Here is a 15,261-nt window from a genome sequence, read left to right on the forward strand (position 1 = left end):
GTTGGACTCTTCCCGTTTCAGAATTAAATCATTATAGCGCAAATCAGCTACCCACTCAAGGGCAAGCGTCAGGCAAAATACCGTCTATATCATCAGTTTTTTGCAAACCCCAGCACATCGCGCATATCGAACAAACCACTCGGCTTATCTGCCAGAAACTTGGCTGCACGCAATGCGCCCTGGGCAAAGGTGGCACGACTGGAGGCTTTATGCGTCAACTCTACGCGTTCACCCACACCCGCCAGTACCACGGTATGATCGCCGACCACATCGCCACCACGCATGGTTGCGAAGCCAATCGTCCCGGCCTCGCGTTCGCCAGTGACGCCTTCACGCGCATACACGGCGCAATCCTTCAATGCCTTGTCAATGCCTTTGGCTGCGGCTTCACCCAGCCGCAAGGCAGTACCTGATGGCGCATCCACTTTATGGCGGTGATGCATTTCAACCACTTCGATATCGTAGCCTTCATTCAGCACGCGCGCCGCTTGCTCCACCAGGTTGATCAGCAAGGTCACGCCCACACTCATATTGGGCGCAAATACGATTCCGACATGCCGGGCAGCAGCAGTAATGGCAGACTTTTCCGCTTCACTAAAACCGGTCGTCCCAATCACCAACTTCACATTAGCCTGCTGACAGGCTTGCAGATACTGCATACTGGCTTCAGGCCGGGTAAAATCCACCAGCACATCGGCCCCCTGCAATGCAGGGGCAACATCTGACGTGATTTTCACGCCTGTCACTTTACCGAACTGTTCACCGGCATCCCTACCCAGCATCGGGCTACCTGCCCTATCCAGGGCAGCATGCAGTTGCAAACCGTTATCTGAAAACACACCATCCAGCAAAGCGTGTCCCATGCGACCAGACACACCAGCAATCACTACTTTTAACATAACTCGCTCAATACATTCTTTTCAATTGATACAGGAGATTAGAACCCGATTTGCTCCAGTGTCCCATCCAGGTGCTCCTGGCTATCTTCAGGCGCTGTCACCTGCTGCTTGGGCACAGGTAAATCAGCACCGGATGCCGCAGTTTCGCGCACAATCAACCAGACTTTACGGTTCGGATCCAGCTTAAGCTGTAGTTTCTTGACCATCTCATCACGGTACGCCCTGGCAGTGTATTTTTGCGTAAAAGTCGCCACGGCACGGTCACCATCACGCTCAACATTCACTGCATTGATTTCCAGCTTGATATCGCCTTGCTGGGGGGATAGCCGTTTTTTACGCTGCGCCTCCCAGGCGCTCTTGCTTGGCAAACCGTCCGGCACAAACTCAGGCGAATAAGCGGCCAGATAAGCCTTGACGTTTTTACTGCGCCAAGCTTGCGCCCATGACTCAAGGGCCGCTTCAACACTGGGTTCAGTGGCGACCGGAATATCTACCGCAGGCTCTACTGAGGCCTGTGCTTCGGCTACCGCGGTTTTCTTGGGTAACGCCACAACTGCAGGTACAGCGGCAGAGCCCAAAGGCGCAGTACGCTCCCGCGTAATCAGCCAGCGTTTTTGCGCAGGTTCATAACGCATGTCCAGCGTTTTCAACAATTCGTCTTTATAGTTTCTGGCAGCATATTTCTGCGCGAACTGCACCACCGCCTCACCGCCATCATGTTGCACCTGGACATTATTCAATACCAGGGTAATGGCTCCCTGCTTGGTAGAAAGGCGCTGTTTACGCTGCGCCTCCCAAACGCCTTTACTCGGCAAGCCGTCTGGTACGAAGTCCGGGGCATACGCAGCAAAATAGGCATTGATATCCTTGCTTCTCCAGGCCTGTGCCCATGCAGCAACCGACTTGTTAATCTCGGCTTCCACTGCAGGGGCCGGCTGCAAAGCTTTTGCTTCAGTCGCAATTGCTGTAGCAGAGGCGGAATGATCCGCGCGGGCGGGCTGTACTGGCGTCGGTTTTGTTTCCTCAGCAGTTAACGCAGTTGCAGGTGCAACAGGTGCCGCACCTTCTTTCACTACCGGCTTCACTACAGAAGAAGGAGGTGGTGGTAACTCAGGCTCGGGTTCAGGTTCCGGCATTTGCTCGGCAATAAATGTGGGCGCTGGTTCCGCTGCTTCGTTCGCCACTTTTGGTGCAACGCCTTTTTCGGTGACCTGATGCGCTTCCGCATCCACGGCAGGTGTATTAGCCTCGGCCATATTACCTTTAACCATCTCTCCTTCAGTCGGAATCACAGGCGCCACATATTCGCCTTCTGGGATATAAGGAATCACCTCATCATCTTCAACCGCAGAGGCACTTGTCGCCGGTTTGTCACTGTCCGCTTTTGTTGCAGATGCTTTTGCTTCTGCCGCTTTAGTCTCAGCAGATGCTGATTGTGTAGTCTTCGCAGCGGCGGCAGCCACAACAGGTGCTGCCGCTACGGCTGGCTTGACCGGCACCAGCACGCTCTTGGGTGCCGCTGCTGATGAGGCCGTCGCCTTGACTGGTGGTGGCAATACAGGTTCAGGCTCGGCCACAATAGCCGGCGCTGGCACAGCTTCTTGCTCAAATACTGGCGGAGGCTCCACTGCTTCGCTGGCCCTGGCTGCCAGGGTATTTTCATTCACGGCGTTCGCAGTGGCCTCTGTTGCCTGGTTTGCAGCCGCATCCAGGTTGCCCTTGGCCATTTCTTCTGGCGTAGGTGCAGCCTGATACTCGCCTTCAGGGATATAAGGGACCACCTCATCATCATCTGCTACATTGGCAGCTGGTTCGGCTTTAGTTGTTTCAGCGACTGTAGTTGTTTCAGTGGCTTTGGCAGGTTCGGCAGCTGGCGGCGCACTTTCTGCGCCAGCATTTTTCGTCTCTGCCGCTGCTGCGGTTGCGCCAGCAACTTGTGCAGTAGTATCAGCCGCCTTATTAGCAGCTGCCGCTTCGTTGTCCTTCCAGAATTTCAGCTTATCCGTCCAGCTATCGTCTTTCGACGCTTCCGCTTTTTGCTGGGGAGTTTCAGCAATCGTTTTGACGTCCGGATTCTCTGCCGACGGAATCACATCCCCCCGTACAGACACCAGGCTATCCTTATCAAAGTCCAGAATGACCCTGCGTTTTTCAACCAGCATCCCTTGCTTGCGCAGCTCATAGAAATAATCCCAGCGATTATCCCGGAAACTATCTACGATCAGCGGAGTCCCCATAATATAACGCACTTGGGAACGCGTCATGCCGGGACGCAGTTGCAACAGCATTTTGGATGTCACCACATTACCTTGCTGCACTTCCATCTTGAAAGGCTTCATAGATGGCAGTTTGGCACCACACCCCGTCTCCAAAGATGCGACAACCAACACAAAAAAGATAGAATTACGCATTGGATTCACTTTATAATCGGTATTATTGAGAACAATCATTAATATACCACGTAGTTCTGCAATCAAATACGCCGGACTACTTAGCCAATGGATAAAACACTATGCATGATCCTAAAGACCTCAAAAATGCCGGTTTGAAAGCAACGTTGCCACGTTTGAAAATTCTTGAATTGTTCGAGAACAGTGAACAACGCCACCTGTCCGCTGAAGAGATATATAAAATCATGATCAATAACGGTGAAGATGTAGGTCTGGCCACCGTCTATCGTGTACTGACGCAATTTGAACAGGCCGGCCTGCTGGTACGTCACCATTTTGAAAGTGGCAAAGCCGTATTTGAATTGAATCAGGGCAGCCACCATGACCATATTGTCTGTATCAAATGTGGCCGCGTTGAAGAGTTTTATGACGAAGAAATCGAAAAAAGGCAAAAGAGTGCTGCGGAAAAATACGGTTTCACCATGCAGGATCACTCGCTGACCATTTATGGTGTCTGTAAAAAGCAGCCTTGTAATTAATCATTGGTAAAGCCGCGGGCCCGCATGATGAAAGATGCTGGCCCTTTTCAGTCCTTGCCTGACCTTCTCCTTCCCTCCCTGCCTCATGCCTTCGGTTTCCCACCCATTGCCGGAGGGGAACCGGATATCCTGATCCTGGGTTCATTACCCGGTATCGCCTCCATCCGGCAACAGCAATATTACGCGCATCCGCAAAATAGCTTCTGGCGGATGATGCAAGCGTTATTTGGGATTGAAGCCCTGGCACCTTACTTCGATCGCTGCGAGCAGGTAAAAGCGGCTGGGCTGGCGATCTGGGATGTCTGTCATTCTGCCCATCGCCCGGGGAGCCTGGATAGTGCCATTACGCCACATACCGTGGTTGCCAATGATATTAATGGCTTACTGGCAGCTTATCCGTCTATTCAAGTGATTGGATTAAATGGCAGCGCAGCGGCCAAACTGTTCAAGAAACATATCCGGCTGGAACGCGCAGTACACACGCTTGCCTTACCTTCCACTAGTCCGGCACATGCCGCCATGCCTTATGCAAAAAAACTGGAAAGATGGTCAGCGCTGCTCAACAGCATGAATGATGCAGCTTAAATAGCCAGCCAAGCAACGGCAGAAGGCCAGAGAGATTAGCCTGTTGTTTGATACTAACTAACTAATGAATCGCAAGTTTCAGCATTTCCCTGGCATGATTACGCGTGACTTCGGTAATCTGCAAACCACCCAGCATACGCGCCACCTCCTCCACCCGCTCATCCGCACTCAAGCCACGAATGCGGCTTAAAGTCGTGCCATTGTGTTCGGACTTGCTGACCTGTAAATGCTGTTGTGCCTGCGAGGCGACCTGCGCCAGGTGGGTAATCACCAGCACCTGCCGTTGCTGGCCAAGCTGGTTCAACAGGTGGCCAACCACTTCGGCGACACCGCCACCAATACCGACATCGACCTCATCAAAAATCATGCAAGGTACACTGCCCAGCGATGCGGTCGTGACTTGCAAGGCCAGGCTGATACGTGACAGCTCGCCACCCGAAGCAACTTTATTTAATGACCGTGGCTCAACACCGGCATGCCCAGCCACCAGAAACTCCACCTGTTCCAGCCCATGGGCAGCTGCTTCGCCCGGCGTCAGGGCAATGGCAAACTGCCCGCCTTTCAATGACAATGCCTGCATTTGGGCTGTGATGGTTTGTGACAGCGTTTTTGCGGCCTGCTGACGCTGTGCGGACAATTGTTTGGCCGCCTGTTGATAAGCCTGCCATGCTGCTTGCACCTGTTTGGCTAAAGCACCATCATCCGCAAAACCTTCCAGCACGTGCATGCGCGCCAGTTGCTGATCCAGCAGATCAGGCAATTCTTCCGGCTTGACCCGGTATTTGCGGGCGACGCCATGAATCGCCTGTATGCGCGCTTCAACTTCGGCCAGGCGTTCCGGGTCAAGCTCGCTTCGCTGCAAATAACGGTTCAATGCCCGGCTGGATTCCTCCAGTTGAATCACTGCGGAATCCAGTGTTTCCGCGATGGATTGCAACCCGGCATCCATGGCTTGCAATTCCGCCAGCTTGCTTTGCACTTGCGACAACAAATCCATGGCATTCACTTCATCGCTCTCGCTCATCATATTGAGGCACGCTTCCATACCGTTGAGCAGGCTGGCACCATTACTCAAGCGTACGTGTTCCTGCTGCAACACCTGCCATTCTTCTGCTGCAAATTCGAGTTGCCTGAGTTCACGCGTGCTATCCCGCAGCTCTGCCAGTTCATCGGCAAACTGGCTGGCATTTTTTTCATATGTCAATTGTTGCTGGTGTAGCTGTGACCAGTCTTTATAGAGCGCACTGACCTGTTTCGCCAATGGCGTTGCCTGGGCATACGCATCCAGGATATCGCGCTGGGTAGTCAGTTTAAGCAGGGAATGATGTGCATTCTGACTATAGATATCAATCAGTGTTTCGCCTATCTCGCGTAACTGTCCCACCGTGGCTGAAGCCCCATTGATAAACGCCCGGCTGCGGCCATCAGCATAGATCACGCGCCGCAGCACCAGCACCTCATCCACCTCCATTTCCTGGGCTTGCAGCCAATCACGGGCTGCCTGGTTGTGAGCAATATCAAAAGTAGTGGAAATCTCTGCTTTTTCATGCCCCTTACGGGTCACATCGCCTTCGTTGCGCGCGCCCAGGCTGAGTGACAAGGCATCAATCAGGATGGACTTACCAGCACCGGTTTCACCCGTCAATGCGGTATAGCCTGCCGAGAACTCAAGTTCCAGCGTATCAACAATAACGAAATCTCGAATGGAAAGTGCTTGCAGCATAGATAGTGATCAGGACAACCCATCAACCCCAGTTTAATTTGTTGCGCAACATATCAAAATAACAGTAATCTTTTGGGTGCACCAGCCGGATTTCCTGTTCGGCACGCGCAATACGGATATGGTCACCCGCCATCAGCGGATATTGCCCCTGGCCATCAAAACTGATTTGCGCATCCGCCGCATGCACGACAATGACTTCGATCACACTTTTCGCCGGCACGGTAATTGGCCGGTAACTCAAGGTATGCGGACTGATAGGGACAATCGAGATCGCTGCCAGGTCAGGATGCATGATCGGCCCGCCGGCAGACAAGCCATAGGCGGTCGTCCCGGTGGGCGTGGTTAGAATCAGGCCGTCAGAGCGCTGTTGCGAGACAAACAAACCATCCACATGTACTTCCAGCTCAATCAGGCGGAAAGCACTTTTAATCACGACATCATTAAGCGCCACGGTCTGGTGTATATATTTGCCGGCACGCGTTACTTCCGATTGCAGCAACATGCGAGATTCAAGCTGGTATTCGCCTTGCAAGATCTTGTCGATCTCACCCAGCATATTGTCGGTTTGCAAGTCGGTCAGAAACCCCAGCCGTCCCCGGTTAATGCCCACCAGCGGCGCAGGTGTATCGCGCAAGGCACGCCCGACACTGAGCATGGTACCATCACCGCCCATGACGATCACCAGATCAGATTTCCGGCCAATATGCTCCAGCGTGGACAGCTGGATACCTTCTTCATCCACAAAATTCGCGGTGCGTTCTTCCACACAGACATGCAGGCCATGAGACCGCAGGTGACGCGTCAAACGCGTCAAGTCTTCGCGCATGTGATGCAGCGCCGACTCATCCATATATTTGCCAACAATGGCAACCGACCGAAAGTGTGGAAGCATGCGCGCATTAAAGCATAGAAGGCCGCCCCTGAAAAGCACAGGGGGCTGTTACCCCGGCCATAAATCGGGCAGAATATATAACGCTAACAAGGTGGTAAACAGTGGATAAACGCGCGCAAATTTTACTTAAAACGCTAGTGGAGCATTACATCAGCGAAGGTCAACCCATAGGCTCACGTACATTGCTGCAACATTCCGGCCTGGATGTCAGTCCTGCCACCATCCGCAATGTCATGAGCGACCTGGAACAATTGGGATTTATCGCCAGCCCGCATACGTCCGCCGGCAGGATCCCGACCAAAAAAGGTTATCGCCTGTTTGTCGACTCCCTCATGACAGTGCAACCACTGGACACGCGTGCCGTCGCACAGCTCAAAACCGGCCTGTCCTCCCCCAATCCACAGGCCCTCATCAACAGCGCTGCCGACATGCTATCGCAGCTGACCCAGTTTGCCGGCCTGGTGATGACACCCAAACGCAGCCGCAATGCACTCAAGCACATGGAGTTCCTGCACCTGAGCGAGAAAAAAATCCTGGTGATCCTGGTGACGGCAGATGGTCAGGTGCAGAACCGCATCCTGCTGACAGAAAAAAACTTCAGCGCCAGTGAGCTGACCGCTGCCAGCAATTATGTGAACAGCCATTGCCAGGGGCTTACCCTGGACGAATTGCAGCATAGGCTGAAGCAGGAATTACAACAGGTGCAGGCAGATATCAACCGCCTGATGTCGGCCGCGCTGGATGCTGCCAGCCAGCCGGAACCTTCGGAGAAAGAGGCGGTAGTGATTTCGGGGGAACGTAACCTGCTGCAAGTCGATGAGCTCTCCACCAATGTGAGCAGCCTGCGTAAACTGTTTGAAATTTTCGAACGCCGCACGGCGCTCATGCAATTACTGGACCACAGCCAGCGTGCTGACGGTGTGCAGATTTTCATTGGCGGTGAAAGCGGCTATCTGCCGTTGGATGAATGCAGCCTGATTACTGCGCCCTATGAGGCGGATGGTCAGGTGGTGGGCACGTTAGGGGTCATTGGTCCTACACGCATGGCCTACGAACGCATCATCCCGATTGTCGATGTCACCGCCAAACTCCTGTCCAACGCCCTCTCGAATCAATAATCCTTGCGCCGGGAAACGCGTTCCCGAAACGTCTGAATTATCTGACAGCAGAATCAGCTTCCACCCACTGTCCCTGCCTGACCTGGATTTTGCATAATCCGTTCCATAGTTGTTTACTTTCATGGAGCGCCTAATTGAATAATACCAAACGCAAATCCCTGATTTTTCTCGCTTTACTCATTCTCGCATTGAGCGCTTCCGGCTGTGGCTCCATGAGCACACGCGGCAAAAGTACGGCTGCCGGCGCCGGTATCGGAGCCATTGGCGGTGCGATCCTCACCGGTGGCAGTGCACTGGGCACCGTGGGTGGAGCCGCTGTCGGCGGCATCGTGGGCAATCAGGTGAACAAGAAATAATTGCTCCACTCCGTTGCATGACCGGGGTTCATCCCAGCATTGATGGATTCCGCATAAACGTTTACAGCGGACTGTTCCGACCATGTTAAGTGTTTAGTTTGATTTTTCCACAACCAAGGAGTGAAGCATGAAAAAACCTTTATTATTAATGGCGCTAGGATTATGCACCGTCCTTAACAGCGCCTACGCTGACACGTACGACGCCACGCTTTCAGGGGATGGCTACCAGTTCAGCAATTCGTTTTCTGGCAGCACTGCGTTTGATGACTACATTTCTTTCAGCACCGAAGGCCTGCAAAATATTGTAGCGAGTGTCTCAGGCACCGGCAGCGATGCGTTTTCTTTTGATACGTTCAGCCTGGTGGACGGAGATAAAAACCTGGTCGCCACCGGCTCGGTCTTTAACTCAAGTGCCCATATTGCATTTGGTGCATTGGAAACCACGCAATATGGTAATTTTTACCTGCATGTCGTCGGCACCAGCCAAGGTGGCACCGCCGGTTATAACGGGACTATTACCAATTTTGTGGCTGCAGTACCCGAGCCCGAGACTTATGCCCTGATGCTCTCCGGCTTGGGCATCATCGGCCTAATCGCGCGCAGGAAAATGCGTGACGATACTTAAAAGCCTCGATCAATTTCAATTTTCTTCCACTATTCTTTAGAATGACATTATCCATCCTCGCTCACTGCGAGGATTTTTTATGCTGCCCGCTCGTCATATTTTAGCCACGGGTGCCCAGATCGCTTAAAATGCCCGCATGGCCTACTATAATCCAGAACCCCACCCCCCACATGCCGCCTCCACCAAAGTGGGGGTTTTACTGGCAAACCTCGGTACCCCGGACGCACCAACGGCAAAAGCCCTCCGCCCCTACCTGAATCAGTTCCTGATGGACAGGAGGGTAGTGGAAATTCCGCGTTTTATCTGGTGCTGGATTCTGCAGGGCATTATTTTGTGGATACGCCCGAGAAAATCTGCGGAAAAATACGCCAGCATCTGGACTAAAAACGGTTCTCCCCTGATGGTTTACGCACGGCAGCAGAAAGCCTTGTTCGAAACACAATTAGCCCAACAGCTGACCACGCCATTCGCAGTGGAACTGGGCATGACCTATGGTAACCCCAGCATGAAAAGCGCCATTGAATCACTCAAGGCACAAGGCTGTGGCCGCATCCTGGTATTTCCCCTGTATCCGCAATATGCTGCCAGCAGTACCGCCGCTGTGTTTGATGCCGTCTGGCGCGTATTGCTAACCATGCGTAATGTCCCTGCCATTCGCACCATCAAGGACTACCACAACCATCCGCGTTATATCCAGGCATTGGCCAGCCATATCCAAACCTATTGGCAACAACACGGCCAGCCAGAAAAACTGGTCATGAGTTTCCACGGCGTACCCAAATTTCACGCGCAAAAAGGTGACCCTTATTATGAGCAATGCCTGGCAACAGGCAAACTGCTGGCTAGTGCACTGGCATTATCCGGCGATCAGTATGAAATAGCCTTTCAATCCCGTTTTGGCCGCCAGGAATGGCTGCAACCCTACCTCGCCAATATGCTGGACAGCTTAGGCAAACAAAAACTCAAGCGTCTGGATGTCGTCTGCCCCGGTTTTAGCAGCGACTGCCTGGAAACGCTGGAAGAAATTGCCATGGAAGGTAAACATTTATTCCAGTCAGCAGGCGGTGGGGACTATCACTATATCCCTGCACTCAATGCCGAATCTGGCTGGATAGAGGCAATGGTGACGATTGCCATGGAAAATTTACAAGGCTGGGACAAATCTGCAGTGAATCAGGATGCCATGCATGGCAGCGCATAGCATGGAAAGCATTGGGAGCCTTGTCATAAGAGGTTATAATGCCCGCTATTTCAACCACACCTTGAACCAAGGCAGGTGCCTCGATTGCTTGATGCAATAGCGACACCTGACACAGGCACTTATGATAGTCATTACCGGTGGCGCAGGCATGATAGGGTCTATCATGGCCTGGCACTTAAATACCAAGCTGGGCAGACAAGACCTGGTCATTGTTGACCGCATCACCCATGAAAACCAGTGGCAGAATCTGGTACACCGACATTATGCGGAATACCTGGATAAAGATCAGCTGTTTGACTTCCTGGAAGATAATGAGGGTATCACTGCCGTCATTCACATGGGCGCGATCAGTGCCACCACCGAACGTGATTTCAACAAGCTGGTCGCGGATAACATGCATTATTCGCAAGACCTGTGGTCCTGGTGCGCCGAATATGAAGTGCCCTTCTTTTATGCCAGCTCTGCGGCGACTTATGGGGGTGGTGAACATGGTTACGATGATGCCAGCATTGAAAAGCTGCGCCCCTTGAATGGCTACGGTTACTCCAAACACTTTTTTGACCAGTGGGTGTTGCAGCAAGTCAAAGACAAGCAAGCTGCACCTCCAGCCTGGGCAGGCTTTAAATTCTTCAATGTCTACGGCCCTAATGAATACCACAAGGAGCGCATGGCCAGCGTTGCCTTTCATACCTTCAACCAGTTCAGCGAAACCGGTACCATGCGCCTGTTCAAAGGCACGAAAGCAGGTGTTGAAGATGGCATGCAGTTGCGCGATTTTGTCTATGTCAAAGATGTGGCGGATGTCATGGGCTTTTTCCTGGAAGCGGCACTGAAACACAAACCGGTTGCCAGCGCTATTTACAATATCGGCACCGGCCAGGCACGCAGCTTTAAGGACCTGGCAAGCAATGTCATGACTAGCATGGCGCGCGAACCCAACATCACTTACATTGATATGCCACAGGACCTGCAAGGAAAATACCAGTATTTCACCCAGGCCGAAATGCATAAACTGCGCGATGCCGGCTATAAAAAACCATTCACCAGCCTGGAAGAAGGCGTGAAGGATTACGTGCAGAATTATTTAATGCAGGAGGATCCTTACTGCTAGGTAAGGCTTGCATTTTGGTCAGGTGGCCCGCACCTGATATCTCTCAACCACAGATTTTAAGGTCATCACATGAGCTACGTTGAATATCTGGAAGGCGAGCATGCAGCCCATATGGCTATGTTCCAGGCCTTGAAGGAAACATTCCCGCTGATTAGTGAAGTGGGCCAGGCCATGCGGGACTGCCTCCAGCGCGGTGGCAAGATTCTGTTATGCGGTAATGGTGGCAGTGCCGCCGATAGCCAGCATATCGCCGCGGAAATCGTCGGCCGCTTTAAAAAAGAACGCAAGGGGCTTCCCTCCATTGCGCTGACGACTGATACTTCCATCCTGACCTCGGTCGGCAATGATTATGGTTATGACTATATTTTTGCCCGCCAGGTAGAAGCCTTGTGCCGTCCGGAAGATATCTTGATCGGCCTCACCACCAGCGGCAACAGCGCCAATGTGGTACGCGCCATTGAAGCTGCCAATGAAATCGGCGCGAGGACGATTGGCATGACCGGCGGCACGGGCGGCAAACTGAATGCGCTGTGCCAATACAATATCGTGGTTCCCTCCAATGTGACTGCCCGTATCCAGGAAGCACATATTTTTATTGGCCACAGCCTGTGTGAGATCCTGGAATCCTGATGGCTGGCATGCTTATGAATAACGCTTTGGCAAAACTGGTTCAGCATTTCGGTGAGAACAGCCAGCACGTACTGGTCATTGGTGATGTCATGCTTGACCGCTATTTGATTGGTGAGGTAAATCGCATCTCGCCCGAAGGCCCGGTGCCGGTTGTGCTGATTAAATCCGAGCAACAACGCGCGGGTGGTGCTGCCAATGTCGCGGCCAACCTGGCGTTACTGGATATCCATACACGCATGATAGGCCTGGTAGGTGACGATAATGAAGGCGCATTATTGCTGACAGCCATGCAGGCACACGGCATTGATACGCAAGCCATGATCAGGACCGCTGTTCGCCCGACCATTGCCAAAACCCGTATTCTGGGCGGACATCAGCAAATGCTGCGCCTGGACCAGGAAATCACTACCGAACTTTCCATCAGCGAATCCCTGGCCGTGGATCAAGCCATTCAAGCCGCACTTAAACAATCTCCCGCTCTCGTTATTCTGTCAGACTATGCCAAAGGCTTGCTGACAGAAGATATCTGCCAGGCAGTGATCCATTATTGCCGTGACAACAACATCCCGGTGCTGGTCGACCCCAAAGGGCGCAATTACCATAAATACCGTGGCGCCACCGCGCTGACACCCAACAAGAAAGAAACCGCTGAAGCTTGTGATACGCACGTGAATGATGCCGCGCTGATTGATAAGGCCAGTGCGTTGAAATCCAGCCTTGCTCTGGACTTTCTGGCCGTCACCCGCGGTGAAGAAGGCATTACCCTAATCTCCGACCATACTGCGCATTTAAGCGCCACTGCGAAACAGGTATTTGATGTATCCGGTGCCGGCGATACCGTCATCGCCACACTGGCAGCGGGTTTGATGCATGGTCTTTCACCACTGGAAAGCCTGTCTCTTGCCAATGTTGCTGCTGGTGTAGTGGTCGGCAAAGTGGGGACCGTGCCTATTACCAAAGCCGATCTGGTGGATGCGCTTGCCACGGCGCAAGGCAGCGAGCAGGCACATAAAATCTGCGAACTGCCGGACTTGCTGCAGAAAGTCTCCACCTGGAAGCAACAGGGACAAAGAATCGTGTTTACCAACGGCTGCTTTGACCTGTTACATGCAGGTCATGTCACCTATCTCGAAGACGCCAAAAGGCGCGGTGACAAGCTGGTACTTGGTTTGAATACTGACCGCTCAGTGTCTGCGCTCAAAGGCCCGAGCCGGCCGGTAGTGAATGAAAATGACCGCGCGCGCGTGCTGGCGGCACTCGAATCTGTCGATGCCGTGATTCTCTTTGATGAAGACACACCATTGAACCTGATTAATGCCATCCAGCCAAATGTCATTGCCAAAGGCAGCGATTACACCGCCGACCAGGTAGTCGGCGGACAGGAAGTGTTGTCCTGGGGAGGCGAAATTGCCCTGATTGACCTGGTAGAAGGTCGCAGCACGACCAACCTGATCAAAAAAATGCACGCATGAACAAGATCCTGGTGATGGGCCCTTCCTGGGTCGGCGACATGGTGCTGGCGCAAAGCCTGTTCAAGCAACTCAAGATCGACCAGCCAGATTGCCAGATTACAGTGGCAGCGCCAGCCTGGACCTTACCACTGCTGGAAAGAATGCCGGAAGTATCACAAGCGATTGCCCTGCCCTTCAAGCACGGTGACCTGGCACTCCGAGAGCGCTTCAAGCTTGGCAAGCAATTATCCGGGCAAGGGTTTACACAGGCGATTCTGCTGACCAATAGCCTCAAATCAGCCATTCTGCCGTGGGCAGCGAGGATCCCGGTCCGTACCGGCTTTAAAGGCGAGATGCGCTATGGCCTGGTCAACGACATGCGACCACTGGATAAAACCATCCTCAAGAAAACTGTTGACCGCTTTGTCGCACTTGGGCGTGCAAAAAATGCACCTCTGCCAGCACAACTACCTTTGTCATCCTTGCAGGCCGACACCCATCGCGCCATTTCACTGGTGCAGCAACACAATATTGCAGCATCCAATGCGCCCATACTTGGCTTGTGCCCCGGCGCGGAGTATGGTGAAGCCAAGCGCTGGCCTGCGGAATACTATGCGGAAGTCGCCAACAATGCCTTGAACCAAGGCTGGCAAGTCTGGCTGTTTGGCTCGGAAAAAGACCAGTCCGTAACCAACAACATCCAGCAACTCACCCGGCAAAAATGCGTAGACCTGGCCGGAAAAACCAAGCTGGGTGATGCCATTGATTTGATGTCACTCTGTCACACTGTGATCAGTAACGACTCTGGTCTTATGCACGTGGCAGCCGCCCTGGATAAAAAACTGATTGCCATTTATGGTTCATCCGACCCCAACCACACGCCCCCCATGCATCTGCAAGCGGTCGTTGAGTATTTGGGACTCTCATGCAGCCCATGTTTTGAACGTACGTGTCCGCTGGGGCATCTGAATTGTTTGAAGCAAATTCCACCTCAGCAAATTACAAAACACCTCTCAATCCGGCTTTCAAAAAACCATTGATTCCTGGCTGTTACTTACGGATATCATTGTCTTGAATAAAGGAAAAAGCAAATGTGGAAACAACTCGAAAAATTTGCAAATCTCTTCAGGCGTCAACCTAAACCAGTCAAACTTCATAAGGCACAGCATAAGTTTCGGATCCGTTACCCTCACTATTCAGTAGGAATAGGGACTTATGGCACACCCAAAGTACATGACTGGCAAGAAGGAACAACCCTGAGTATCGGTGCTTACACTTCGATTGCTAAAGATGTACATATTTTTCTGGGAGGACACCATCGCACAGACTGGATATCTTGCTTTCCATTTCCCGACTTTGTTGAAGAAGCTGCACATATTAAGGAATATGGAGGAACACGTGGTGACGTGATTATTGGCAATGATGTCTGGTTAGCTTATGGCTGTACTATTTTATCCGGAGTGACTATCGGCAATGGCGCGGTTGTTGCGGCGCGTAGTGTTGTAACCAAATCGGTAGAACCCTATCAAATAGTTGCAGGTAATCCGGCAAAACCAATCGGTTGGCGCTTTGATGAGGAAACGCGCTCGGCACTACTAGCCAGCGAATGGTGGTCATGGACAGAAGAGGAAGTTCGAGCTGTTACCGAGCTTTTATGCTCAAACCGTATTGAAGAGTTTCTGAAATATGTGAGTGAACGCACAAGGCACTCAACACCTTAACTGGAGCAGTTTTTTCAGCC

At 52.4% G+C, this 15,261-nt stretch carries 15 protein-coding genes; 11 read left to right on the top strand and 4 right to left on the bottom strand.

The annotated features are described in order from the left end of the window. Window positions 1-92: 92 nt before the first annotated feature. On the bottom strand, window positions 93-899 hold the full coding sequence (gene dapB, locus BLP53_RS05850; RefSeq protein WP_091471216.1) for a 4-hydroxy-tetrahydrodipicolinate reductase: 807 nt from the start codon (window positions 897-899) through the stop codon (window positions 93-95). 38 nt (window positions 900-937) lie between these two features. Beyond that, a complete protein-coding gene (locus BLP53_RS05855; RefSeq protein WP_245652654.1) occupies window positions 938-3,238 on the bottom strand; it encodes a L,D-transpeptidase Cds6 family protein in 2,301 nt (766 codons plus the stop codon). 173 nt (window positions 3,239-3,411) lie between these two features. Here BLP53_RS05855 and fur point away from each other — a divergent pair, with 173 nt between their 5' ends. Then, on the top strand, window positions 3,412-3,828 hold the full coding sequence (gene fur, locus BLP53_RS05860) for a ferric iron uptake transcriptional regulator (RefSeq protein WP_091471218.1): 417 nt from the start codon (window positions 3,412-3,414) through the stop codon (window positions 3,826-3,828). A gap of 24 nt (window positions 3,829-3,852) precedes the next feature. Beyond that, the gene (locus tag BLP53_RS05865; protein WP_245652656.1) at window positions 3,853-4,413 is read left to right on the top strand and encodes a DNA-deoxyinosine glycosylase; all 561 of its coding nucleotides are present in this window, start codon (window positions 3,853-3,855) and stop codon (window positions 4,411-4,413) included. 61 nt (window positions 4,414-4,474) lie between these two features. Here BLP53_RS05865 and recN read toward each other — a convergent pair whose 3' ends face one another. Together recN and BLP53_RS05875 are read right to left on the bottom strand one after the other, a co-directional pair. Beyond that, the gene (recN, locus tag BLP53_RS05870; RefSeq protein ID WP_091471219.1) at window positions 4,475-6,136 is read right to left on the bottom strand and encodes a DNA repair protein RecN; all 1,662 of its coding nucleotides are present in this window, start codon (window positions 6,134-6,136) and stop codon (window positions 4,475-4,477) included. Between the two features lie 22 nt (window positions 6,137-6,158). Then, window positions 6,159-7,028: an NAD(+) kinase gene (locus tag BLP53_RS05875; protein ID WP_091471220.1), complete on the bottom strand. Its 870-nt coding sequence runs from the start codon at window positions 7,026-7,028 to the stop codon at window positions 6,159-6,161. Window positions 7,029-7,129: 101 nt separating this feature from the next. On the opposite strand from BLP53_RS05875, the gene hrcA reads away from it, so the two are divergent. The 9 genes from hrcA (at window position 7,130) to BLP53_RS05920 (ending at window position 15,241) form a co-directional block, all read left to right on the top strand. Further along, complete coding sequence (gene hrcA / locus BLP53_RS05880) at window positions 7,130-8,146, top strand: heat-inducible transcriptional repressor HrcA (RefSeq protein ID WP_091471221.1); 1,017 nt, start codon at window positions 7,130-7,132, stop codon at window positions 8,144-8,146. 134 nt (window positions 8,147-8,280) lie between these two features. After that, window positions 8,281-8,502 (top strand): glycine zipper 2TM domain-containing protein, encoded by a 222-nt coding sequence (locus tag BLP53_RS05885; RefSeq protein ID WP_091471222.1) that lies wholly within the window; start codon window positions 8,281-8,283, stop codon window positions 8,500-8,502. A 127-nt stretch (window positions 8,503-8,629) separates the two neighbouring features. Further along, on the top strand, window positions 8,630-9,127 hold the full coding sequence (locus BLP53_RS05890) for an FxDxF family PEP-CTERM protein (RefSeq protein WP_091471223.1): 498 nt from the start codon (window positions 8,630-8,632) through the stop codon (window positions 9,125-9,127). Window positions 9,128-9,263: 136 nt separating this feature from the next. Then, on the top strand, window positions 9,264-10,328 hold the full coding sequence (hemH, locus tag BLP53_RS05895) for a ferrochelatase (protein WP_091471224.1): 1,065 nt from the start codon (window positions 9,264-9,266) through the stop codon (window positions 10,326-10,328). A gap of 121 nt (window positions 10,329-10,449) precedes the next feature. Further along, window positions 10,450-11,439, top strand: a complete 990-nt coding sequence (gene rfaD, locus BLP53_RS05900) for an ADP-glyceromanno-heptose 6-epimerase (RefSeq protein ID WP_091471225.1) — start codon at window positions 10,450-10,452, stop codon at window positions 11,437-11,439. A gap of 69 nt (window positions 11,440-11,508) precedes the next feature. Next, window positions 11,509-12,069, top strand: coding sequence for a D-sedoheptulose 7-phosphate isomerase (gmhA, locus tag BLP53_RS05905; protein WP_091471226.1), 561 nt, complete (start codon window positions 11,509-11,511; stop codon window positions 12,067-12,069). 14 nt (window positions 12,070-12,083) lie between these two features. Beyond that, window positions 12,084-13,541, top strand: coding sequence for a D-glycero-beta-D-manno-heptose-7-phosphate kinase (rfaE1, locus tag BLP53_RS05910; RefSeq protein ID WP_176755221.1), 1,458 nt, complete (start codon window positions 12,084-12,086; stop codon window positions 13,539-13,541). Next, entirely contained in the window at window positions 13,538-14,560 is a 1,023-nt protein-coding gene (waaF, locus tag BLP53_RS05915; RefSeq protein WP_091471228.1) for a lipopolysaccharide heptosyltransferase II, read from the top strand. Before rfaE1 ends, waaF begins: the two co-directional genes overlap by 4 nt. Before the next feature lie 51 nt (window positions 14,561-14,611). Beyond that, window positions 14,612-15,241: a CatB-related O-acetyltransferase gene (locus BLP53_RS05920; RefSeq protein WP_091471229.1), complete on the top strand. Its 630-nt coding sequence runs from the start codon at window positions 14,612-14,614 to the stop codon at window positions 15,239-15,241. The last annotated feature ends 20 nt before the right edge of the window (window positions 15,242-15,261 follow it).

The sequence above is a fragment of the Methylophilus rhizosphaerae genome (assembly GCF_900100975.1).
GTDB classification, from domain to species: domain Bacteria; phylum Pseudomonadota; class Gammaproteobacteria; order Burkholderiales; family Methylophilaceae; genus Methylophilus; species Methylophilus rhizosphaerae.